General features: G+C 69.6%; 21 protein-coding genes and 1 pseudogene. 8 read left to right on the top strand and 14 right to left on the bottom strand.

The genetic code is table 11. The features are described 5' to 3' along the window. Positions 1-51: 51 nt before the first annotated feature. Positions 52-1560 (top strand): lysine--tRNA ligase, encoded by a 1509-nt coding sequence (lysS, locus tag PHI64_RS01020; RefSeq protein WP_299877214.1) that lies wholly within the window; start codon positions 52-54, stop codon positions 1558-1560. A 62-nt stretch (positions 1561-1622) separates the two neighbouring features. After that, the gene (locus PHI64_RS01025; RefSeq protein WP_299877217.1) at positions 1623-2129 is read left to right on the top strand and encodes an H-NS family nucleoid-associated regulatory protein; all 507 of its coding nucleotides are present in this window, start codon (positions 1623-1625) and stop codon (positions 2127-2129) included. Between the two features lie 72 nt (positions 2130-2201). Here the strand turns inward: PHI64_RS01025 and PHI64_RS01030 are convergent, their stop codons facing one another. Genes PHI64_RS01030 through gspG form a run of 13 tightly spaced genes read right to left on the bottom strand, consistent with a single transcriptional unit; the run spans position 2202 to position 13392 of the window. Then, positions 2202-3596 carry a 3'-5' exonuclease family protein gene (locus tag PHI64_RS01030; RefSeq protein WP_299877220.1) on the bottom strand — a complete coding sequence of 465 codons (1395 nt, stop codon included), beginning with the start codon at positions 3594-3596 and terminating at the stop codon, positions 2202-2204. 53 nt (positions 3597-3649) lie between these two features. Beyond that, positions 3650-4357, bottom strand: a complete 708-nt coding sequence (locus PHI64_RS01035) for a LuxR C-terminal-related transcriptional regulator (protein ID WP_299877222.1) — start codon at positions 4355-4357, stop codon at positions 3650-3652. Positions 4358-4365: 8 nt separating this feature from the next. Beyond that, complete coding sequence (locus tag PHI64_RS01040) at positions 4366-4857, bottom strand: type II secretion system protein (protein ID WP_299877225.1); 492 nt, start codon at positions 4855-4857, stop codon at positions 4366-4368. Continuing rightward, entirely contained in the window at positions 4854-5243 is a 390-nt protein-coding gene (locus PHI64_RS01045; protein ID WP_299877228.1) for a type IV pilin protein, read from the bottom strand. Before PHI64_RS01045 ends, PHI64_RS01040 begins: the two co-directional genes overlap by 4 nt. A 5-nt stretch (positions 5244-5248) precedes the next feature. Then, complete coding sequence (locus tag PHI64_RS01050) at positions 5249-5719, bottom strand: type II secretion system protein (RefSeq protein ID WP_299877230.1); 471 nt, start codon at positions 5717-5719, stop codon at positions 5249-5251. Positions 5720-5722: 3 nt separating this feature from the next. Further along, positions 5723-7966: a secretin N-terminal domain-containing protein gene (locus tag PHI64_RS01055; protein ID WP_299877232.1), complete on the bottom strand. Its 2244-nt coding sequence runs from the start codon at positions 7964-7966 to the stop codon at positions 5723-5725. Continuing rightward, entirely contained in the window at positions 7963-8439 is a 477-nt protein-coding gene (locus tag PHI64_RS01060; RefSeq protein WP_299877235.1) for a hypothetical protein, read from the bottom strand. The genes PHI64_RS01055 and PHI64_RS01060 overlap by 4 nt, the downstream gene beginning before the upstream one ends. Beyond that, positions 8436-8984, bottom strand: coding sequence for a GspMb/PilO family protein (locus tag PHI64_RS01065; RefSeq protein ID WP_299877237.1), 549 nt, complete (start codon positions 8982-8984; stop codon positions 8436-8438). The genes PHI64_RS01060 and PHI64_RS01065 overlap by 4 nt, the downstream gene beginning before the upstream one ends. Further along, positions 8981-9526, bottom strand: a complete 546-nt coding sequence (locus PHI64_RS01070; RefSeq protein WP_299877240.1) for a PilN domain-containing protein — start codon at positions 9524-9526, stop codon at positions 8981-8983. The genes PHI64_RS01065 and PHI64_RS01070 overlap by 4 nt, the downstream gene beginning before the upstream one ends. Continuing rightward, positions 9523-10251: a hypothetical protein gene (locus PHI64_RS01075; protein ID WP_299877243.1), complete on the bottom strand. Its 729-nt coding sequence runs from the start codon at positions 10249-10251 to the stop codon at positions 9523-9525. Before PHI64_RS01075 ends, PHI64_RS01070 begins: the two co-directional genes overlap by 4 nt. Continuing rightward, on the bottom strand, positions 10232-11752 hold the full coding sequence (locus PHI64_RS01080; RefSeq protein WP_299877308.1) for a GspE/PulE family protein: 1521 nt from the start codon (positions 11750-11752) through the stop codon (positions 10232-10234). The genes PHI64_RS01075 and PHI64_RS01080 overlap by 20 nt, the downstream gene beginning before the upstream one ends. Positions 11753-11769: 17 nt before the next feature. Next, positions 11770-12945, bottom strand: coding sequence for a type II secretion system F family protein (locus PHI64_RS01085; RefSeq protein WP_299877246.1), 1176 nt, complete (start codon positions 12943-12945; stop codon positions 11770-11772). Positions 12946-12948: 3 nt separating this feature from the next. Continuing rightward, positions 12949-13392, bottom strand: coding sequence for a type II secretion system major pseudopilin GspG (gspG, locus tag PHI64_RS01090; protein ID WP_299877249.1), 444 nt, complete (start codon positions 13390-13392; stop codon positions 12949-12951). A 254-nt stretch (positions 13393-13646) separates the two neighbouring features. Here gspG and PHI64_RS01095 point away from each other — a divergent pair, with 254 nt between their 5' ends. Then, complete coding sequence (locus tag PHI64_RS01095) at positions 13647-13958, top strand: hypothetical protein (protein ID WP_299877252.1); 312 nt, start codon at positions 13647-13649, stop codon at positions 13956-13958. A gap of 62 nt (positions 13959-14020) precedes the next feature. Further along, a pseudogene (locus tag PHI64_RS01100) lies at positions 14021-14440 on the top strand (DUF3363 domain-containing protein); the annotation flags it as partial. A 15-nt stretch (positions 14441-14455) separates the two neighbouring features. Here the strand turns inward: PHI64_RS01100 and PHI64_RS01105 are convergent. Further along, a complete protein-coding gene (locus tag PHI64_RS01105) occupies positions 14456-14902 on the bottom strand; it encodes a helix-turn-helix domain-containing protein (RefSeq protein WP_299877255.1) in 447 nt (148 codons plus the stop codon). Between the two features lie 78 nt (positions 14903-14980). On the opposite strand from PHI64_RS01105, the gene PHI64_RS01110 reads away from it, so the two are divergent. The 4 genes from PHI64_RS01110 (at position 14981) to PHI64_RS01125 (ending at position 21872) form a co-directional block, all read left to right on the top strand. Continuing rightward, positions 14981-15475 (top strand): DUF2938 domain-containing protein, encoded by a 495-nt coding sequence (locus tag PHI64_RS01110; RefSeq protein WP_299877258.1) that lies wholly within the window; start codon positions 14981-14983, stop codon positions 15473-15475. A 351-nt stretch (positions 15476-15826) separates the two neighbouring features. Further along, the gene (locus PHI64_RS01115; protein ID WP_299877260.1) at positions 15827-18883 is read left to right on the top strand and encodes an ExeM/NucH family extracellular endonuclease; all 3057 of its coding nucleotides are present in this window, start codon (positions 15827-15829) and stop codon (positions 18881-18883) included. Positions 18884-18907: 24 nt separating this feature from the next. Beyond that, positions 18908-19609, top strand: coding sequence for a PEP-CTERM sorting domain-containing protein (locus PHI64_RS01120; protein WP_299877263.1), 702 nt, complete (start codon positions 18908-18910; stop codon positions 19607-19609). A gap of 316 nt (positions 19610-19925) precedes the next feature. After that, complete coding sequence (locus PHI64_RS01125) at positions 19926-21872, top strand: phosphate transport regulator (protein WP_299877266.1); 1947 nt, start codon at positions 19926-19928, stop codon at positions 21870-21872. Position 21873 lies beyond the last annotated feature (1 nt).

Raw genomic sequence — 21873 nt, forward strand, 5'->3', positions numbered from 1 at the left:
GCCTTTTGTGGATGCTGCCGCCCCCCGATTCCGTTGATTGAAGAGCCCATCATGTCCGACCAGACCTCCTCGCCCGCCCAGGACGAAAACCACCTGATCGCCGAACGCCGGCAAAAGCTCGCCGACTGGCGCGCCACCGGCAAGGCGTATCCGAACGATTTTTCCCGGGAAAACACCGCCGGCAAACTCGACGAAGTCTATGGCGAAAAATCCGCCGAAGACCTCGAAGCCCTGCCGGTCGAGGTCAAGGTCGCCGGCCGCATCATGCTCAAGCGCGTGATGGGCAAGGCCAGCTTCATCACCATCCAGGATCTCTCCGGCCGCATCCAGCTCTACGTCACCCGCGACGGCGTGGGCGAAGAGGTGTACGCCGACTTCAAGCACTGGGACATCGGCGACATCGTCGGCACCGTCGGCACCCTGTTCCGCACCAAGACCGGCGAACTTTCCGTCAAGAGCAGCGAGCTGCGCCTCCTCACCAAGAGCCTGCGCCCCCTGCCCGACAAGTTCCACGGCCTCACCGACACCGAGACCAAGTACCGCCAGCGTTACGTGGACCTCATCATGAGCGAGGAGTCGCGCCACACCTTCGTGGCCCGTAGCCGCCTGGTGCAGTCGATCCGCAACTACATGACCGGCCACAACTTCCTCGAAGTCGAAACGCCGATGATGCACCCCATCCCCGGCGGCGCCTCGGCCAAACCCTTCGTCACCCACCACAACGCCCTCGACATGCAGCAGTTCCTGCGCATCGCGCCGGAGCTCTACCTCAAGCGCCTGGTGGTGGGCGGTTTCGAGAAGGTCTTCGAGATCAACCGCAACTTCCGCAACGAAGGCCTCTCGCCCCGCCACAACCCTGAATTCACCATGATGGAGTTCTACGAGGCCTACGCGAACTACCGCAGCCTCATGGACTTCACCGAAGGCCTGCTGCGCCACGCCGCCCGCGAGGCCCTGGGCACCGAAGTCTTCGAATACCAGGGCCGCACCCTCGACCTGTCCCGCCCCTTCCACCGCCTGACCATCGTCGAAGCCATCCGCAAGCACCACCCCGGCTTCACCGATGCCCAGCTGGCCGACGCCGACTGGCTCAAGCAGAAGATCAAGGACTTCGGCGAGAAGGTGAAGCCGGGCGGCCTCGGCAGCCTGCAGCTGCAGCTCTTCGAAGCCTGCGCCGAAGCCGAGACCTGGGAGCCGACCTTCATCATCGACTACCCGGTCGAAGTCAGCCCCCTGGCCCGCGCCTCCGACAGCAACCCCGAGATCACCGAGCGCTTCGAACTGTTCATCGTCGGCCGCGAGATCGCCAACGGCTTCTCCGAGCTCAACGACCCCGAAGACCAGGCCGCCCGCTTCCAGGCCCAGGCCCAGGCCAAGGACGCCGGTGACGAAGAAGCCATGTACTACGACGCAGATTACATCCGGGCACTGGAGTACGGCCTGCCCCCCACCGGCGGCTGCGGCATCGGCATCGACCGCCTGGTCATGCTGCTCACCGACAGCCCCGCCATCCGCGACGTCATCCTGTTTCCGCAGATGCGCCCGGAAGCGACTGACTGAGGAAACCGCGCGGGCCGCCCCGGCGGCCCCGCCCTTCCTGCCCGAGCCCAACCGACGCCCCCATGACTGACCTGAAGTCCTACGACCTCCCCGAACTCGAAGCCCTGGCCGAACAGATCCAGGCCGAGATCGACAAGCGGGAGCAGGAAGAAGCCGACCAGGCCCGTGCTGCCGCCGAAGCCGCCGCTGAAGCAGAGCGCCAGGCCATCGCCGCCGCCGAAGCCGCCCGCAAGGCTGCTGAAGAAGAAGCCCTGCGCAAGAAGGCCGAGGCCGCCGCACGCAAGGAAGCCCAGGCCCAGGAGGCTGCCCGCAAGGAAGCCGAGGCCAGCGCCGCACGGGAAGCCGCCGCCAAGGCCAAGGCCGCCCCCCCACCTGAGCCCGCCCCTGCCGCCCCCGGTCACATCCGCTACATGCACCCCTCCAACCGCGCCCTCACCTGGGACGGCAAAGGCCCCACCCCCGACTGGGTTCTGGCCTGGATGAGCACCGGCGGCACCCTCTACGCCCTCGAAACCACCGCCGAAAAACTCGCACCACGGCCGATTCCGGCGAGCTTTCTGAAGCGCTGAGCGCGCAGCGGGGATCTGCAGCCCGGACGGCCAAGGGGTCGGAGCCAAATCTCCTCTCCTGCGGAGTCGAATTCATTCGACCGCCCCCAGCTTCACCACCCGCCCCGTCGCCAGCGCCTTCTTCAATATCTTCCACATATCCAGGTCGAAGGCCGGGCGGCCGGATTCGAGCAGGGCGTGGACCTCGTCCTCGCCCCGGGCGGTGCCCAGCCAGCACCAGTTGTCGATCACGTGCAGGGCTTCGCCCTCGCGCAGGCCGATGGGACCGGCGTAGGGCCAGCGTTCGATCTTCAGCTTGTGCAGGGCCATCATCAGGCGGGCGCCGTGCAGGCCGCGGGATTCGGCACCGATACAGGCCCCCTTGCAGCGCTTGATCTGGTAGCCGAAGCAGGGCTGGCCGCTGCGTACCTTCTCAAGGCCCAGGGACGCCTGGCACAGGGCGTGTTCGTCGGCCAGGGTGCGCAGGGCCTTGGTGGCGGCGGTCTTGCTGGTGAAGAAGCCGAACAGGTTATCCTGGCGCCCCGGGTCCAGGTCGGGCCCGCGCACCAGCGCCGGCATCCAGCCGCCCTGCCCGTCCTCCACCAGCTGCCAGGCGCACAGGCCGGTGCTGCGGCGCAGACGCCGGTTGTGGATGGGCTGGCGCTCCTTGACCAGTTTCGCTTCGAGCAACAGTGCGCCCACCTCGCCAGGGGTCTCGATCCACTCGATGCGGCGCAGCTGCTGGGACAGGCTCATCTCCTTGGCGCTGCTGTGGTCGGCGCTAAAATGGGACAGCACCCGGGTGCGGATGTCCTTGCTCTTGCCCACGTACAGGGGCAGGTCGTTCTCGCCATAGAACAGATACACGCCGGGCGTGCCGGGCAATTCGTCGAGGACGGACGGGTTGATGTGGGGCGGCAGCGCCGCGTGGCCGGTGAGGCGGGCAATGGCGGCGTCGATGCGCTCCGGCTCGAACTGCCGATGGATCAGCTGCCAGAACTGCCAGATTAGCTGGGCATCGGCCAGGGCCCGGTGACGCTCGCCCACCACCAGGCCATGGCGCTCGATCAAGGCGTCAAGCCCGTGGCGCGCGTGCCCGGGAAACAGCTCCCGCGACAGCCGCACCGTGCACAGCACCGGCGGTCTCAGCGGTAGTCCGACCCGATCGAAGGCATTGCGCAGGAAGCCGTAGTCGAAGCGGGCATTGTGGGCGATGAAGAGGCGCCCGTCGAGGCGGTTGTAAATGTCCTCAGCGCAGTCGGCAAAGCGCGGCGCGTCCTCCACCATCTCGTTGGTGATGCCGGTGAGACGCTGGATGAACTCCGGGATGCGCCCTTCCGGCCGCAGCAGCTGCGACCACTCCCGCACGCCGTCCTCATCCACCTCGACGATGCCCACTTCGGTGATGCCATCCACGGTGGCCACGCCACCATTGGTTTCGATATCGACGAAGGCGAGCCCTCGCCAGCGTCCATTGCTGAATTTCAAGATATGCCTTCCTCGTTCGCTGCCCGGCTCCGACCGGCCGGGCCGGAGAACGTTCAGACCCGCCCCGCCTCTTCCAGCGAAGAGGTCACGGCAGCGGCTGCGGCGCGATTATTCACCGACAGCTTGCGCAGCGCCTGCTGAATGTGATGTTTCACCGTCACCGGGCTGATGCCAAGGTCGCCAGCGATCTGCGCATTGGTCTTGCCACCGCGCACCCCTTCCAGCACCTGGCGCTGGCGCGCGGACAAGCCGGTGGCGGCCCCCGCCTGCGGCACCGTCTGGCGTTGGCGGAGCAGCGCCATATACAGATGGGGCAACAACAGCTCGGCCAGATAGTGCTCCCGTGGCCCGGCCGCAACCGGCATACCCAGAAACACGAACAGGCAGGGCGACAGGGCCGACACCCCGCCGACCCCATGCACCAGGGCCTCGCCTCCTGCCGGAGCCGGCCAGGGGAGGACGCACGGGCGCTGACCCTGACGCTGCCAGTGGCCGCGCAGCGCAAGGCGGATTCCGTCGGACTGCGCACGCAGCGCGGCCTCGGCCTCGGGTGCCAGCACCGCCCGGGAGAATATCTCGATGGGCGCCTCCCCGGCCGGCCCGCCATCGAACACGCACATCAGCGTCTCGTGGGGCAGAAAGCTCTGCAGCGCGCCCTGGGCCCACAGGTAGAACTCGCTCGGCCGACGCACCCGGACGGCACCTTCCAGGGTCAGGCGCAGGCGCTCCAGGTCGTAGGGATCAAAGGAGACGGCGTCCATGGCGGCTGCTATCTCGCCAGGCCGACGGCGGCGGCATCTTGCGGGCGCATCTGCCAGTCACAGTAGCGGGTCGCATCAGCGTGTTCTGCAGCGATGCTCACCCACGGCGGCAGGGCCGCCCGGCGCCGCGCCTGCCGGGTGGAGCGGCTGCGCACCGCCACGATTTGCCCGTCCACCCGATCCACCTGCCAGTCGGCCGCGCCGGTCATCGGGTCAAGGTACAGGCGGCGCAGGTGCCGGCGCACAAAGGGCTGGCGCGGGTCGAGGAGCAGGTCTTCCAGGTGCTGGGGATAGGCCGCCGCCCCCCCAGGCGACAGGGCCCGATAGCTGGCCAGGGCCCGGGCAAACTCGCCGCCGATGAACAGCAGCTCGGCCTCACGCTCCCGCTGGGCGGCAGTGGACCACACCGTACCGAAACCCGCCAGACCAAGGCCCAGGGCCGCCACGGCAAACAGCATCAGCAGATAGGTGGCACCTCCCTGGCGCGACGCCTTCTTCATAGCTCGGCAAATGGCTGGCCGTCGCGGCTGTGGCCGGGGGCGCTGCTGTGCAGGTCCCACAGGCCGTCGCCGCGGCCGTCAGGTGGGGCGACGAGAGTCCACGCGTCCCGCCGCTCGATGATCGGGTCCACCGGCAGGGCGCGCAGATAGCGCCCGCTCACCAGCTCGTCCAGATCGCGGGGGTAGCGCCCGGTGTCGCCGTGGAACTTGTCGATGGCGTCGCGGGTGACGGCCAGGGTCTGCACCAGCGCCGCCTCCCGGGCCCGCTCCAGGTGGCCGAAGTAGCGCGGCGCGGCGATGGACAGCAGGGTGGCGACAATGGCCATCACCACCAGCAGCTCCACCAGCGTGAAGCCCCGGCCGCCCTCTACGCAGCGCCTCGCCATGGTGTTCACCATGCCCGGTAAGGCAGCCCGTTGAGTCCGACACCGGGCGCACGGGAATACACGTCGAAGACATCCGCCCCCGGGGCCGGCGTCTCCGCCGGGCTGGCGTAGCTGCGCAGGCCCCAGGTGGCCGCCGCGTCCACTGACGGATCGGCACTGAAAGGGTCGCGGGGCAGGCGGCGCAGCACATGGATGCGCCCTTTGCCCGGGGCACGGGCATCCGGCACCCCGTCCACCAGCGCCTGCAGGGTGGGCGGGTAGCCGTTGCCATCGGCCGGCCGGGCGATCCTCCCTTCGTCGCTGTAGCGCTTGTAGGTGTCGATGCCCTCGCGGAGCTGGCGCAGGGCCAGGCGCAGCTCGCTCTCCTTTGCCCGCTGGTTCGTCACCTGCATGACGGGCACGGCCATGGCCGCCAGCACGGCCACCACCGCCACCGTCACCACCATCTCGATCAGGGTGAAACCGCGGGCCGACATGGGTCAGGGCGCGATGCGCACGGCAAGGGGTTCGCCCGCCGGCAGGGGCTGCATCTGGCCGCCGCTGCGCAGCTGGGCCGACAGGACCCCGAAGCGGGCCACGCCGGTGGCACCGGGGCGGGCCCGGAAGCGCGCCTCCAGGCGCGGCGCCGTACCCGCCGGCAGCTGCAGGGCCAGGGCGTCGCCGCCCTCACCGGGCTGATCCAGGGATTCGACCAGGGTCGTGTCGTAGGCCAGCAGCACGGGGCCGCCTTCGGTGGCCGGGCCGGCCAGCGTGAGGGCCAGCGCGAAGGGCTCGCCCGCCCGCACCTGCTCCGGCGCCTCCAGCGCCAGGGCCGGCAGGCCCGGGTCCGCCACCACGGCAGCGACCGGCGCCGGCATTGCAGCACCCGCCTGAGCCCCGCGCGGCGCGGCGGCCGCCACCCCACCCGGCCCCAGCAGCAGGGGCGCGGCACCCACCGCCGTCTCGGTGCCCGCCGCCCGGGTTGCCCCCGCCAGGGCCGGCTGGGCCAGGTTGCGCACCACCCGGGGGGTGATCAGCAGCACGATCTCGGTCTTGTTGCCCACGTCACGCTGGCTGCTGAACAGCCGCCCCAGGCCCGGCACCTCGCCGAGCCCGGGCAGGCGGTAGGCCGAGCTGCGCTCCTCGTCGCTGATCAGCCCGGCGAGCACCTGGGTCTCCCCGTCCTTCAGGCGCAGGGAGGTGGCGGCGCTGCGCGTGCCCACCTGGTAAGCCAGGGAACTGGACGGCCCGAGCACCTCCTTGACGATACTGCTCACCTCCAGGTTCACCTTGATGGCCACCTCGTCATCCAGGTGCACCGAGGGCTCCACCTCCAGCTTGAGACCCACGTCCAGGTAGTTCACCGACGCCGACACCCCCACGTTGGCGGTGGAAGTGGTGGTGAACACCGGCAGCTTCTCGCCGATGTGGATGCGCGCCTTGTCCCGGTTCTTCACCCGGATGCGCGGGTTGGCCAGGATGTTGGAATTGCCGTCCTGATCGCGCAGGTTGAGGAGCAGCCCCGGATTGGCCACGTAGGGCACCATGGCCCCGGTGTTGCGCAGGTTGATGTTGCCTGACAGCAACTGCCCGCCCAGGTTCTGGCTGATGGTGGTGCCGGTGGTGGTGGTCACCGCGCTGGTGGTGGTCGGCTGCAGCAGGCCGTAGCCGATCTGCTCGGGGAAGCGCAGGCCCAGTTCCAGCAGGCGGTTGCGGCTCACTTCCATCACCTCCACTTCCAGCATCACCTCCGGCTCGGCCAGGTCCAGGCCGGCGATCAGGCGCTCGGCCAGGCGCACCGCATCCGGCGTGTCCTTCATCACCAGCAGGTTGAGCTTGTCCTCCACAAACACGTCCTTGGTCTTGACCATCTGCTTGATCATGGCCATGGCCTGCTTGGGGTCGGCGTTGGCCAGGTAGAAGCTGCGGGTCACCAGCTCCTGGTAGTCCTTCTGCTTGGCCGGGGTGTTGGGGTAGATCAGCACCGAGCGCTCATTGAGCAACTTGCGTTCGAGCTGCTGGGTCACCATCAGCAGCTTGAGCACGTCATCGACGCTGCTCCGGCGTACGAAGATGGACACCTTGGCGTCGGGGCGCACGTCCTTGTCGAGCACGAAGTTGAGGCCCGACTCCCGGGACAGCACCTCCAGCACCCCGCGCAGGGGCGCGTCCCGAAACTCCACGGTCACGGATTTGGCCAGGGGGCCGGCCAGGGCTGCCGGCAGCGGGTCGCGGGCGGCAGCCCGCTCGTCCAGCCGGCGCATCACTTCCCGGGCAAGGGGGTGGGCGGGGTCGGCCGCCAGCACGGCCCGGGCAGCGGTTTCGGCGCTCACCACGTCGCCCTTGTCCAGGTGGCGCTGGGCCTCCCGGGCGCTGTGGTCGCGGGCCTGACGGGCGGCGATGGCCTCGTAACCCGCAGCCACCCGGGGGTGCAGGGGGTCGAACTGGCGGGCCAGCCCGAGAGCCGCCTCGGCCTGCTCGAAGCGCCCCGCCGCCCGGGCCTGGTCGGCCAGGGCCAGCTGGCGGGCCACCAGCATGTCGCGCTGGCGCAGGTAGTAGCTGCGCAGCTCCAGGTTGCGCGGGTCGGCCGTCACCTTGTCGCGCAGCTCACGCAGGGCCAGTTCGGGGCTACGGGTGGCAAAGGCCTGGCGGCTCTCCTCCAGGGCGGGGTTGGCGGCGCAGGCCAACAGAGCGGCAGACAGGAACAGGAGCGCGGCGAGGCGCATGAACGGAAAAACAGTCATGGAATAGCCCCGCTGGCGAGGCTCTGGGTCTGGTTGAGAGGGAGGTAGACGAGATCGACACGGGCGCGGCCGACGGCGCTGACCCGGTAGCGGCCGTCCAGCACGTCGCCTACCCGCACGATGTGCAGCCGCTCGCCCTCGGCCAGCAGCGCTGCGGGCGGGCCGCCGTCCTCGTACATGCCACCGTGGCGGAAGGGCAGCGGCGGCGCCGTCGGGCGGGCCGGCGGCGGGGGTGGAGGTGGCGGCTGAAAGCTGCGCACGGGGAACAGCTCGGTGCCGGTGTCGTCACCCTGCGTTCGCGCCGGGCGGGCCAGGGCGGCCAGATCCGGGCGCGAACCGGCGGGCTCACGGCGCTGGGCCTTTCCGGCTCCACGGGGCGGTGGCGGTGCCTCCGCGTCGTCCAGGCCGGAGGCCCACCAGGCCGCCAGCAGGGACAGGGCCAGCGCACCCAGCAACAAGGGCTGCCGCTTCATGGCCGGCGCCTGACGAAGATCACGAAGCGCACCCGCGCCTCCAGGGCCGGCACACCAATGGCGGCGCGCTGCAGGCTAAGGTGCTCCACGGCCACCTCGGGCATTTCGGCCAATACATCGGTGATCCATCCCCGCAACGCACCGTAGGGCCCCCGGGCCGGCAGTTCGAGGGTGATCCGCTCCAGCGGCGAGGCGGTGTCGGCGGCACTGCGGTAGTCGGCCTTGTCCACCTCCACGCCCCGGGCCAGGGCATGGCCGTGCAGGCGAAGCAACAAGTCGGGCAAGGCCGCCGCGGCCGGAAAACCGGCGTGGAAGGCCTCCAGCCGGCCCCGCTCGGACATCGCCAGCGGGGCCGGCTGACGCAGGCGCCGGCTCAGGGCACGGGTCTCCTGTTGCAGGCTGTCGGCCTCCGCGTCCAGGCTGCGGTTGCCGCTGAGGTCGAAGCTCACGGCGAACAGGGCCAGGGCGACACCAAGCACACCCGCCGCCCCTGCCCCGCGAAAGCTGCGCCCGGCCGACTCCCGGATCCGCTCTGCGGCGCTCATGGCCGTGCCTCCCAGCGGGCGGTGAGCTGGAAGCTGACCACGGGCTCGCCCTCGCCGACACGCAGGGCATAGCCGGCCAGACGTGGCTGGCGCACCCGGGGGCCGGCCTCGAGACGGCTGACGAAGGCGAACACCTCGGACAGAGTACGGGCCTCACCGGCCAGGCGCAGGCTGCCGGTGGCGGCGTCCTGTTCCAGTTCGAGCAGGGCCACGCCCGGGTCGTCGGCCGCCCGCTCCAGCTCGGCGAGCAGGCCTGTCCAGTCCCGGGCGAGCAGGCCGGCCACGGCCAGGGCCGGGCGGATCTCCCCGTCGGCGAGGGGCCGCGGTGGCGCCCCGCCCCCGCCCCGGGCATCCACGGCGCGGCGGGCCCGGGCCAGCAGCCGGGTCTCATCGGCAAGCCGGGCGTCCAGGGTCAGGTGTTCAACCATCACGCCGGCCGCGGCACTGAGCCCGAAGGCCAACAGCACCCAGCCCAGCAGGCTGGGCCAGCGCCGGCGGGCAACCCGATCCAGCGCCAGGGGCGGCGGCGGACGCGGGCTCACTCGCCGCCCTCCAGGTGCACGCAACGCCAGCCGGCGGGCAGCGTGTCGATGGCAGCAGCGCTGTCGGACGCACCGCACAGGTACAGGGTGCTGTCGGGGCTGTTGCCCATCGTGGCCGCAGCAGGCTGCGTGGCCAGCAGGGTGACGAGGCAGGTAACGGCCGCTGCCGCATCGGCACGGGCCACCGGCTGACTGCGCACGGCCCGCCACTGGCCGCCCTGCCACAGGCCCAGGGTCACCCGTCCGGCCTCCAGCCGGGCCAGGGCCCCGTCGCCGCGCAGGCGGGGGCGCAGGCGGTTGTAGCTGCGCGGAAAGGCCGGCGCCAGGGCCACCAGCCGCAGGCCCCGGCTGCGCACAAAGCCCTGCAGCGCAGCCTCCAGTGCCGCCGGCAGGGCCACGCCCAGGCTGGGCAGACAGATGGCGTCCCGGTCGGCCTGCACCACCCACGGGCCGGTGCCGAACACGGTGTGGAAACGATGCTCGACGAAGGCGGCGCGCTCCCCGGCCTTGAGCCCCGCCGGCCAGTCCAGGTGCAGGTAGCGGACGTGGCGGTCGGCCACGCATACGGCCAGACGGGTTCGCCGCGGCAGGGCCGGCAGCGCTGCCAGGCAGGCTTCCCAGTCGCCACCGCAGGGCAGGCTCAAGGCGGGCTCGCCGCGCCGGCTCAGGCAGAGCGACTCGGGGCCGATGTCGAGCTGCACCGTTTCAGGCCACAAAAGTGACACGGTTCAGCTCCTGGAGGGTGGTGAGGCCGTCACGGACCAGGGCCAGCCCGGCCTCCCGCAGGCTGATGAAGCCGCGCTGCCGGGCCGTGTCCTTGAGCACCCGCAGGGGCGCCCGCCCGGTGATCAGGTCGCGCAGCTCGTCGTCCAGCAGCAGCACCTCGGCGATCGCCCGGCGCCCGCGGTAGCCCGAGCCCCGGCACTGGCCGCAGCCGCTGCCGGCGCGGAAGCGGTAGTCGCCCAGCGGCCCCGCCAGCCCGGAGGCGGCCAGGGTGGCGGCATCCGGCACACTGTCGGCACTGCAGGCCGGGCAGTTGATGCGCAGCAGGCGCTGAGCCACCACCCCGTTGAGGGCCGCCACCAGGTTGTAGGGATCGACCCCCATGTGCATGAAGCGGCCGATCACGTCGAAGACGTTGTTGGCGTGCACGGTGGTGAACACCAGGTGGCCGGTGAGCGCCGCCTGGATGGCGATCTCGGCGGTCTCCGGGTCGCGGATCTCGCCGACCATGATCTTGTCCGGGTCGTGGCGCAGGATGGAGCGCAGCCCCCGGGCAAAATCCAGCCCCTTCTTCTCATTAACGGGGATCTGCAGCACGCCGGCCAGCTGGTACTCCACCGGGTCTTCGATGGTGATCACCTTGTCCTGGCCGGTGTGGGTCTCGGACAGCAGCGCGTACAGGCTGGTGGTCTTGCCCGAGCCGGTGGGGCCGGTGACCAGCAGCATGCCGTAGGGCTCGGCGGCCATGTGCCTCAAGCGGGCGCGGGTGGTGGCGTCGAAGCCCAGGGTGTCGAGGGAAAGGCCGGCCAGCTCGCGGGTCAGATGTTCCTTGTCGAGGATGCGCAGCACCGCGTCCTCGCCGTGGATGCTGGGCATGATGGACACCCGGAAGTCGATGGCCCGCCCCCCCGCCTGCACCTTGAAGCGCCCGTCCTGGGGCACGCGCCGCTCGGCGATGTCCAGCTCGGCCAGCACCTTGAGGCGCGACACGGCCTGCTCGGCCAGGGCCGTGCCGGGCACGCTGCCCATCCGGTTGAGCACCCCGTCCACCCGGTACTTGATGACCAGCCCGCCGGGCTGGGACTCCAGGTGGATATCGCTGGCCCCCTGGCGGATCGCATCGTAGAGGGTGGAGTTGACCAGCTTCACCACCGGGCTGGCGTCGCCGGCAATGCGGCGCAGGGACAGATCCTCCCCCTCATCGCCCTCCGCCGGTGCCTCGGCGCTGCCCAGCACATCGGCCACCACCCGATGGGCCGACTCGTGCCGGGCCAGGCAGGCGGCCAAATCGTCACGCAGGGCCTGGCGCAGGCTGAAGGCCTCGGCCAGGCTGCCACCCAGGCCGTCCACCAGGTCGGTATCGGCCGGGTCGGCCAGGGCGATCACCAGCTGCCCGTGGGCATCCCGGCCGGCAAAGGCGTCCCGGCGCAGGGCTGTGTCGAAGGACAGCACCGCAAAATCCGGCACCAGGGCCAGCAGCTCGGCGTGGGCGATGGGCGGCATGCCGGCGGGTGCGGCGCTCACTGGATGCTCTCCGCCACCTGGAAGATGGGCAGGTAGAGCATGATCAGGATCAGCCCCACCGCCACCGCGATCACCAGCATCAGCAGGGGGCCGGCCAGGCGGGTCAGCACGTCGAGCCAGCGGGCGCTCTCCTCCTCGTGGAATTCGGCGGCCCGCTCCAGCATCTCCCCCAGGTTGCCGGCCCGCTCCCCCACCGCCACCATGCGCAGGGCCACCGGCGTGGCCAGGCCGTTGGCCTGCAGGGTGGCAGCCAGCCCCTTGCCCTCGCGCACCTGGGCGATGCTGGCCTGCAGCCCCGGGCGCAGCACCGGCGACAGCAGCCCCTCCACCATGCCCATGGCCGTCACCGCCGGAATGCCGCCCCGCAGCAGCATGCCCAAGGTGCGGTAGAACCGCGCCAGCTCGAAAACCCGCAGGCGCTCCCCCACCCGGGGCAGTCGCCAGGCCAGGCGCAGCGCCGCCCCATGGGTGGCCGGGCGACGCAGGATGGCGACCGCCGCCGTGATCAGGGCCAGCACCCCGCCCCCCACCAGGGGCGCATGGGCCTGCATCAACTGGCCCCATTGCAGCAGCAACTGGGACATCCACGGCAGCTCGCCCCCCACAGATTCGAAAACCTGGGCGAAGCGCGGCACCACAAAGAGCAGCAGAAAAAGCATCACCGCCCCGCCGACAAGCAGCAGCAGCGCCGGGTAGACGGCCGCCGACACCAGCTTGCCGCGCACCAGGGCGAGCTGGCGCTGGTAGTCGATATAGCGGGCCAGGGCCTGGACCAGATCACTGGTGCGCTCGGCAGCGCGGATGGTGGCCACATAAAGATCCGGGAAAGCCTGGGGCCGGGCCGCCAGGGCCAGGGACAAGGTGCGCCCCTCCCGCAGGCCCTCCCCGAGGCCCAGCAGCACCTCCCGCACGCCGGCCCGGGTCTCTTTCTCCGCCAGGGCGGCCAGGGCCTCGGCCAGGGGAATGCCCGCCACCAGCAGGGCCAGCAACTCCTGGTTGAACAACTGCAGCGGAAAACGCCCCCCCGCAGCCTTGCCATCCACGGGGGTCACGGACATCACCGCCAGCCCCTGGGCCACGGCCAGACGTCGGGCAGCCGCCGCATCAGGCGCGGCCAGCTCAAGCTCGTGGATGGCGGCGGCACCCGCCAGGGCCCGGATGCGGAAATGCATGGGCTACCAGTTGACGATGTCAGCAGCCTCGCCCGTACCGCCGGGCTGGCCGTCGCGGCCGAAGGAGTAGAGATCAAACTCCCCATGCTCACCCGGCTGCACATACTGGTAGGGCTTGCCCCACGGGTCATTGGGCAAGGCCTTCTTCAAATAGGGGCCAGCCCAGCGCGACGCATCCGCCGGCGCAGTCATCAAAGCCTGCAGGCCTTCCTCGGTGCTCGGGTAACGCCCCAGGTCGATGCGGTACTGGTCCAGCGCCTTCTCCAGGCCATCGATCTGCGCCCGCACCGCCTTCACCTCCGACCGGCCGATGTGGGCGAAGAACTTAGGGCCAACATAGCCCGCCAGCAGGCCGATGATGCTCATCACCACCAGCAGCTCGAGAAGGGTGAAACCGCCCAGGCGGCAGCGCGCACGGGGAATGGAGGAAACACGGACAGTCGGCATGGTCGGCGCAGACTAGGGGAGCTTCGTGACAGGAGCGTCACGGCTTGAAGTCATTGCGGTTTCAAGGCGGGGAAGCGGAGGCCCGCCCTGCCCTCGCGACGGGAACGGCAAGGCCACGGTGATCCATCTGCGCAGCCCGGGGCAGCACCATGATCAGGAGAGCGGGCTACACTCCAACTGGAGGCGGTATCACCGCCCGAGGATGGGGAGGTATATCTTCAGTGATACGCGGGGGGTTGAGGGGGGGGTGGGCCATGAGCGTTGATGCGGCCGATGTGAGCCGATCTCTGGGGACAACTCTGAACAAGTACATCGAAGGAGAGGCGAGCTTCACTCAGCTTGAGACCGCCTTGGCTGCAAGCATCCGGGCAGTCCCAACCTGCCGAGATGTTTTCAATCAGCTCTACCACGTCGTTAGCCACTACGAGATCGACGCAGACCTGCGGACGGAGGATCCACAGTACCAATCGATCATGATAGGCAAGCTGCGCCAGATCGCGGTCAGTCTGGTCTCTGGTAGTCCGGACAGCCTCGGTCGATCAATAGCGGCCTTTTGGAAGAGCTAGGGAATATCTGGCTGAATCCCGCCATGCGGACTCAGACCGCCTTGGACGGAGACCGTCGCCGCCGAAATCTGGGCGACCTGGGCTTTGGCGGTGAGGTCAAGAACACGCCGCAACAGCGCGCCGATCTCCTCGCCGAGGAGAGGCTGGCCGAGCGGCGGGGACAGCGTGTGATCCTCGCCCGGAACCCGCTGGGCACGCTGCGCAATCGGGAACTGGCGCAAGCCGCCAAGGACATTGCCGCCGACACCGGACCGGAGCATCGGCCCGTCGCCGACGGTCAGCGCATGGCCGGCGTCTACCGGCGTTCGGTCATGCTAGCCAGCGGGCGTTACGCCATGCTCGACGATGGCATAGGATTCAGCCTGGTGCCCTGGCGGCCGGTGATCGAACAACGGCTGGGGCAGCAGCTTGCGGCGACGGCGCGGGGCGGCGGCGTGTCATGGGAAATCGGGCGCTCCCGCAGGCCCGCGATCATCACCTAGCAGGAGTTGGCCGCGTCAGCGCCGCGTACCGTCTGCTTTCTTGCCTGCACCGGGAGTTGTCACCCGGCCTTGCTTCAATCGGGCCGCCGCGGCCACCTTGACCAGGCGCAGGAACGTCGGGCATTGCGCATGGCTGGGCGCGGGGCATTCCGCGGCATGGCGCAGCCCTTCACTCATGGCCCGCAGACGTTTGATCGTGGCGTCGATCTCATCGGCCTTGGCCATCAGCAGGTTCCTGTCGACCTGGGGTGCGCCAGCGGGCGATAGCATGGCGCCAATCTCGTCCAGCGAAAGGCCGCCTGCCTGCCCCAAAGCGATCAGCCCCAACTGGTCGAGCACGTCCGGCGCGAAATGCCGCCGCTCCCCCGTGCTTCGGGTCGCCGAGATCAGCCCCTTCTTCTCGTAGAACCGCAGCGTGGAGGCCGGAACACCGGTGCGCCGAACGACTTCTGAAATGTCCATGAACCCTCTTGACTTGAAGTTAACTTTAACTTCTATCCTGCCACTGAATTCGGTTTTCGGCAACGGCAAGGAGCAGACATGGCGACGGTGGAGGAGATGGCAAGGGTGGTGCTGATTGGCGTCGGGGCGACCCTGGTGATGGACCTGTGGACAGCACTCCTGAAGGCGCTGGGTGCCTCCACGCTGAACTACGCGCTCGTCGGCCGCTGGGCCGGTCATCTGCTGCATGGACAACTGGCGCACGCGAGCATCGGCAAGGCGGTGCCCATCCGCGGTGAGCTTCCGCTGGGATGGGCTATTCACTACGGCGTTGGCATCGCATTCGCCGTGCTGCTGGTGCTCCTTTGCGGAACCGGCTGGCTGCGCGATCCGACCTGGGAAGGGGCTGTGGTCGTGGGCATGGCAACGGTCGTGTTCCCCCTGCTCGTGATGCAGCCCGCCATGGGTGCCGGGATCGCCGGATCGCGCACACCCACGCCATTCAAGAACGGCCTGCGCAGCTTGGCAACACACGCGGTCTTCGGGTCCGGCCTCTATCTTTCAGCGGCCGTGCTGAAGCGGATCTGGACCTGAGAGATCGATCCAGTCCCCCAAGAACGAAACGAGGAACCGCACACCATGACCATCAGAAGGCACACAACGTAGATACCACCGGCCGTCTATCTGCTTGCCCCAAGCCTGTTCGCAATGGGCAGCGCCGAGTTTCTGATGGGAGGCATCCTCCCCCTGCCCAATCCTGTCATCGGCGAGATCCGGGGGGACGGTACACGGAGCGTTGATAACGCCCCCCCGCCGCCGCCAATCTTTCAGCAAGCTTGCAGCAAACCCATCCGAACGGAGGAGTGGCGGCGGATTCCGCCCCACGAACGCTGTAGCACGACTTGCCTACAGTGCCGGGTCAGTTCACCATCCCGGAGCCCTCCCATGCCCACGCCCCATCGCCTCGCCGCGGCCCTTTGCACCGCCGGCTTCCTGTCTGCCAGCGGCCTCGCCAGTGCCGCATCGGACATCGTCATCAGCCAGATCTACGGGGGTGGGGGCAACGTCTATGGCGCCGACTACGTGGAGCTCTTCAACCGGAGCAGCAACCCGGTGGATGTGAGCGGCTGGTCGGTGCAGTACGCCAGTGCCACGGGCACCGGCAACTTTGCCGGCAACGGGGTGGCGGCGCTCAGCGGTAGCCTGCAGCCGGGCCAGTACCTGCTGGTGCGGCTCGCCGCCACGGCCGGGGGCAGCGCCCTGCCGGCGGCTGATGCCACGGGCACCTCCAACCTGGCGCTGGCCAATGGCAAGGTGGTGCTGGCCAATGTGGCCACCGGCCTTGCCTGTAACGGCAGCAGCACGCCCTGCACCCCGGCCCAGAGCGCCCAGATCGTCGATCTGGTGGGCTACGGCACGGCCAACTTCAAGGAAGGCAGCGGCACCGCCCCGGCGGCCAGCGCCACCACGGCCCTGTTCCGGGCTGCGGCCGGCTGTACCGACACCGACAACAATGGCGCCGACTTCAGTACCGGCGCGCCGGCCCCCCGCAACAGCGCCAGCCCCCTCAACCAGTGTGCCGGCGCCCCGGTGAATGCCCCCATCGTCCCCGCCTGCAGCCCCCTGAACATCCAGCAAGGCCAGGCCGGCAGCGTGACCCTGACGGCCAGTGACCTGGACAGCCTGGTGACCGGCGCCAGCATCGACAGCGCCCCGGTGGCCGGCATCAGCCTCGGCCCGGTGACGCCCTCGGCCGCCGACGGCGCCGCCGCCAGCGTCAGCCTGCAGGCCAGCGCCGCGGTCAGCCCCGGCACCTACCCGGTGCGCGTGCTATTCACCAACAACGAGGCCCAGAGCGCCAGCTGCACGGTGGACGTGAGCGTCAGCGCCGAGGCGGCCACCATTTCCATCCCCGAAATCCAGGGCAGCGGCAACACCAGCCCGCGGGTGGGCGAGACCCTCACCACCAGCGGCGTGGTCACCGCCATCTTCCCGGGCCTCAAGGGCTTCTACCTGCAGGACCCCACCGGCGACGGCAACCCGGCCACCTCCGACGGCCTCTTCGTGTATGTGAACAACGCCACCATGCCGGCCGGCGTGGCCGTGGGCAACCGCATCTCAGTGAAGGGCACGGTGGCTGAATTCAGCGGCCTCACCGAGCTCACCAACCCCAGCGCCGTCACGGTGCTGGGCACGGGCGAGAGCGTCGCCCCCACCGACGTGAGCCTGCCGGAGAGCGTCAATGGCGAGCTGGAGCGCTACGAGGGCATGCTGGTGCGCATCGTCAGCCCCATGACCGTGGCCCAGAACTACTTCCTCGGCCGCTTCGGTCAGCTCACCCTGTCGGCGGGCGGGCGCATCGAGAAAGCCACCAACCGCTTCCCCGCCGGCTCGGCCGAAGCCATTGCCCTCAACGACGAGAACCAGCGCCGCCTGCTGGTGCTGGACGACGGCAGCACCCTGCAGAACCCCAGCCCGACCCCCTACATCGGCAGCGGCAACACCGTGCGCGCCGGCGACACGGTGGTGGGCAATCTGGTGGGCGTGCTCGACCAGGGCCCCATCAACACCAGCAGCCCGGCCACCCTCGACTACCGCCTGCACCCCACCGAAACCCCGGCCTTCACGCGCACCAACCCGCGTACCCCGGCCCCGGCGGCGGTGGGCGGCAACGTCAAGGTGGCGAGCTTCAACGTACTCAACTACTTCAACGGTAATGGCAGCGGCGGGGGCTTCCCCACCAGCCGCGGCGCCAGCTCGGTGGCCGAGTTCGAACGCCAACGCGCCAAGATCATCGGCGCCCTGCGCGCCCTCGACGCCGACGTGGTCGGCCTGATGGAGATCGAGAACGACGGCAACGGCGCCCAGAGCGCCATCCAGGACTTGGTCAATGGCCTCAACGCCGCCATGGGCGCCGGCACCTATGCCGTGGTGCCCGACCCGGCCAACGGCACCGGCAGCGACGAGATCAAGGTGGCCCTGATCTACAAGCCGGCCAGGGTCAGCCGCGTGGGTGCATCCGTGTCCGACCCGGCCGCCATCAACAACCGCCCGCCCCTGGCCCAAACCTTCGCCGCCCTCAACGGCGAGAAGTTCTCGGTGGTGGTCAATCACTTCAAGTCCAAGAGCTGCAGCGACGCCGCCGGCGCCGACCTGGACCAGGGCGACGGCCAGGGCTGCTACAACCCCCGCCGTATCGACCAGGCCCGCCAGCTGCTGGCCTTCATCGGCCAGGTGCGCAGCGCGGCGGGTGACGACGACGTGGTGGTGATCGGCGATCTCAATTCCTACGGCAAGGAAGACCCCATCGCCCAGCTCACCCAGGCCGGCTTCATCGACCAGCTCGCCGCCCGGGAGGCCAGCCCCTACTCCTACGTCTTCGACAGCGAGACCGGCTACCTGGACCACGCCCTGACCAGCGCCAGCCTCAACAGCCAGCTGGCCGGCGTGGGCCACTGGCACATCAACGCCGACGAGCCCTCCTTCATCGACTACAACGTGGAGTTCAAGCAGCCCGCCTGCGCCACCTGCGAGCCGGATCTTTACTCCGCCACACCCTACCGCTCTTCCGACCACGACCCGGTGATCGTCGGCCTGCAATTGGTGCGCAAGCTCGAAGGCACGGGCGGCCGTGACACCCTCACCGGCACCCCCGGCGACGACGTGATCGCCGGCGGCGACGGCGCAGACACCCTCACCGGCGGCGCCGGTGCCGACACCTTCGTCTATCGCAACCTGCGCGAAGCCGGCGACACCATCACCGACTTCGTGCCCGGCACCGACCGCCTGCACCTGGGCGCCCTGCTGGCCAGCCTCGGCTACACCGGCACCCAGCCCCTCGCCGACGGCTACCTCAAGCTGGTCAGCACCGCCGCCGGCACCAGCGTGCAGATCGACGCCGACGGCACCGCCGGCAGCGCCACGGCCCGCCCCCTCGTACTGCTGAAGGGCGTAGCGGCCAGCCAGGTCGACGCCAGCCGCGACATCATCGTCGCCCCCTGACCCCCGAACATCCAAGGACACACCATGAAGCGCATGCACGCCCTCTCCACCGCCCTGCTGCTGGGCGCCCTCATCGCCAACCCCGCGGCGGCAGCCGTGGTCAATGGCGACTTCGCCGCCGGCCTCACGGGCTGGGACAGCCTCGGCGACGTCGCCGTATCGGCCGGCGCGGCCCGCCTCAGCACCGCCTCCCTCGACGTGGATGACTTCCCCGCCGCGGCCGGCGCCTTCAACCTCTCCGGCAACGCCGCCGCCCCCGTCGGCCAGCCCGGCGGCGTCGAAGAGTTTGCCGGCCTGCCCCTCGGGCAGCTGGACCCGGACCCGCTGAACGGCAGCTGGGCCTTCGAGGGCTCGGCCCTGCGCCAGACCCTGACCGTCCAGGCCGGTGACACCCTGAGCTTCGACTGGGGCCTGGGCTCCAACGAAGACCCCCTCATCGGCATGAACGACTACGCCTTCGTGGTCATCGGCGGCGTGCTCACCGTGCTCGACGACATCTTCACCGGCCTCGGCAGCGGCCGCTTCACCCACAGCTTCGCTACCGCCGGCAGCGTGGATCTGGTGTTCGGCGTAGTCGACGTAGGCGACTACGTGGGCAGCTCCTGGTTGTCCATCGACAACGCGCAGCTCACCACCGCCCCCACCACCGTGCCCGAACCCGGCTCCCTGGCCCTCGGCCTCGCCGGCATCGGCCTGCTGGCCCGCCGCCTGCGCCGCCAGGGCTGAAAGGGCCCGCTCTTGTGGGATCGAATTCATCCGACCCCGGACTCCCGATCAACGGCTTGCCTGTGATTCAACCCGCGGAGGTCGAATGAATTCGACCCCACAGGGTGCGGCCACGCCTGATATGGGCTGAAAGGGCGCACTTTTGTGGGGTCGAATTCATTCGACCGCGGACTCCCGGTCACCGGCCTGCCTGAGATTGAAGGTGAAGAGGTCGAATGAATTTGACCCCACAAGGGCTGCCAGGCCGCCGGCCTGACATACCCCTGTCACCCGTCGGGCTCACCCTGTTTGTCCAGACCTTCCCCGGAGCCGCAGCATGACGGAAAAGGCACGCATCATCGACGCCCTCGGGGAGCCCCGCCTGCTGCTCCCGGCCCTGCTGGCCGAGGCCCTGGCCGCCAACGACCGGGTCAAGTTCTACTTCAGCCTGCTCCAGGCAGCCCAGCTCCACGCCACCCACCCGGGCCATCCTCAGCCCTCCCTGTCCGCCGAGCGTGGCGCTGCGGGGATTGATGACGACGACCTGGACGCCTTGCCCGGCCTCAGCGAACTGATCGAGGACGGTCTCTACCGGATCCCCGGCGCGGAGAAGCTGTGCGCAGCCATTGCCACCGACCTCGACACCCTGCTCGCCCCGCTCCGCTCCGGCGGTGACGACGCCGCCGCCGCTCTCGCAGCCCGTCTCTCGGCACTTCACGGGCAGGCCTGGTGCGCCAGCCAGGACAGCCTCTCCCGCACGCAGATCAACCGGCTCGTCTCGGGTGACCGGGACGCCGGCGACAGCGCCCACCTGCTGGTGATGGATGCCCACAAGGCCCTGCTGCGCCTGCAGGCACAGATCGCCGCGGAAGACATCGACGGCGCCGCCGCCTACGAGATCGGCTACGTCGACCGGCCGCTGATTGCCGCCTTCATGCGCGGGGTAAATGAAACCCGGCCCCTCAAGTTCGACCACCCCGGCCTGGGCACCACCGCCACCCGCAGCGGCGAGCGCCTGATCCTGCAGAACGACATCGGCACCACCGACGCCCACGTCCTGGTGGTGCATGTGGAAAAGGGCTGCGTCCGCGTCACCTACAACGATGTGCACATCCAGCGCCTGCTCTTCTTCCAGAGCCTGTTCGCCCATTGGGCCGTGAGCTGGGACGACACCCGCTCGCGCACCGACCGGGACATGAATGACGGCGTCTATCACATCAGCACCGGCACCTTCACCGCCAACAACGAGGCCGGCCTGAGCGACTACCTGTGCTTCCTCGGTTCGCGGCTGGTTTTCCTGATCGACTGGAACCGGGCCCGCAAACGCCTGCGCCTGCTGCTACCCAAAAAGGAAAGTCTGGCCCTGCTGAAGTGGGCCGCCGACGAGAACATCGGCCACATGGGCTGGCTGCGGGCGGGCGGCGAACAGCTGGTCTTCGACGCGCTGGCCTTTGCCGCCCGCACCCCGCCCGCCTTCGGCGCCCGACTCGACGACACCCTGGACCGCAGCCGGGCGATGGCCTTCATGCAGTTCGCGTTCCGCATCTGCAGCCAGGCCCAGCTCGAGAAGCGCCCCGACGAAGAGATCCGCGACGCCCTGCGGGCCGAGCTGCTGACCTGCTTCCGCAGCACCCGCCAACAGCTCATCGACATCGCAGCCGAACATGCCGCCCTGTCCATCGAGATCGCCTCGGGCCTGCGGGACTGCCTGCTCGACATGGCCGGCCCCGAGGCCAGCGAACGCATCATCCACAACGCCAAGCGCGCCCGCCACTGGGAGCATCAGGCCGATGAGCTGGTCAACCTAGCCCGGGAGCTGCAGCGCCAGAACACCAACCACGGGGATTTCTACTGCGCGCTGATCGAGGGCGCCGACGACATCGTCGACGAACTCGAAGAGGCCGCCTTCCACCTCGGCCTGTTTCCCCCCACCCCACCCGGGGCCATGCTGCTGGAGGCCCTCGGCACCCTGGCCAGCCTGGCCGTCTCCAGCGCCCAGGAGCTCGTCAAGGCCCTGGAGAGTGCCCGGGACGTGCGCCAGGGCGGCCCCCGGGAAGACCTGCAGGACCTGCTCGAATCCATCCACCACATCATGGCCGCCGAACGCCAGAGCGACGACGCCCATCGTCGCTTCAAGCGCGCCCTCATCAACGACGAGGGCGACTTCCGCGATCTGTATGCCTGCGCCGAATGTGCCCGCAACCTGGAGAACGCCGCCGACCTGCTGCTCCACACGGCCCTGCGGCTACAGGACCACGTGCTCGGCACGGTGATGGGCGAGTGAG

Origin of the sequence: Zoogloea sp. (assembly GCF_028689785.1) — a bacterium.
Classification (GTDB): Bacteria; Pseudomonadota; Gammaproteobacteria; order Burkholderiales; family Rhodocyclaceae; genus Zoogloea.

Bases quoted from the DNA above. Each gene is read 5' to 3' on its own strand.
- PHI64_RS01125 (WP_299877266.1), top strand. From the start codon at position 19,926: ATGACGGAAAAGGCACGCATCATCGACGCCCTCGGGGAGCCCCGCCTG.
- PHI64_RS01055 (WP_299877232.1), bottom strand. From the start codon at position 7,966: ATGACTGTTTTTCCGTTCATGCGCCTCGCCGCGCTCCTGTTCCTGTCT.
- PHI64_RS01050 (WP_299877230.1), bottom strand. From the start codon at position 5,719: ATGTCGGCCCGCGGTTTCACCCTGATCGAGATGGTGGTGACGGTGGCG.
- PHI64_RS01040 (WP_299877225.1), bottom strand. From the start codon at position 4,857: ATGAAGAAGGCGTCGCGCCAGGGAGGTGCCACCTATCTGCTGATGCTG.
- lysS (WP_299877214.1), top strand. From the start codon at position 52: ATGTCCGACCAGACCTCCTCGCCCGCCCAGGACGAAAACCACCTGATC.
- PHI64_RS01115 (WP_299877260.1), top strand. From the start codon at position 15,827: ATGCCCACGCCCCATCGCCTCGCCGCGGCCCTTTGCACCGCCGGCTTC.
- gspG (WP_299877249.1), bottom strand. From the start codon at position 13,392: ATGCCGACTGTCCGTGTTTCCTCCATTCCCCGTGCGCGCTGCCGCCTG.
- PHI64_RS01105 (WP_299877255.1), bottom strand. From the start codon at position 14,902: ATGGACATTTCAGAAGTCGTTCGGCGCACCGGTGTTCCGGCCTCCACG.
- PHI64_RS01025 (WP_299877217.1), top strand. From the start codon at position 1,623: ATGACTGACCTGAAGTCCTACGACCTCCCCGAACTCGAAGCCCTGGCC.
- PHI64_RS01045 (WP_299877228.1), bottom strand. From the start codon at position 5,243: ATGGCGAGGCGCTGCGTAGAGGGCGGCCGGGGCTTCACGCTGGTGGAG.
- PHI64_RS01060 (WP_299877235.1), bottom strand. From the start codon at position 8,439: ATGAAGCGGCAGCCCTTGTTGCTGGGTGCGCTGGCCCTGTCCCTGCTG.
- PHI64_RS01035 (WP_299877222.1), bottom strand. From the start codon at position 4,357: ATGGACGCCGTCTCCTTTGATCCCTACGACCTGGAGCGCCTGCGCCTG.
- PHI64_RS01065 (WP_299877237.1), bottom strand. From the start codon at position 8,984: ATGAGCGCCGCAGAGCGGATCCGGGAGTCGGCCGGGCGCAGCTTTCGC.
- PHI64_RS01085 (WP_299877246.1), bottom strand. From the start codon at position 12,945: ATGCATTTCCGCATCCGGGCCCTGGCGGGTGCCGCCGCCATCCACGAG.
- PHI64_RS01120 (WP_299877263.1), top strand. From the start codon at position 18,908: ATGAAGCGCATGCACGCCCTCTCCACCGCCCTGCTGCTGGGCGCCCTC.
- PHI64_RS01080 (WP_299877308.1), bottom strand. From the start codon at position 11,752: ATGCCGCCCATCGCCCACGCCGAGCTGCTGGCCCTGGTGCCGGATTTT.
- PHI64_RS01095 (WP_299877252.1), top strand. From the start codon at position 13,647: ATGAGCGTTGATGCGGCCGATGTGAGCCGATCTCTGGGGACAACTCTG.
- PHI64_RS01110 (WP_299877258.1), top strand. From the start codon at position 14,981: ATGGCGACGGTGGAGGAGATGGCAAGGGTGGTGCTGATTGGCGTCGGG.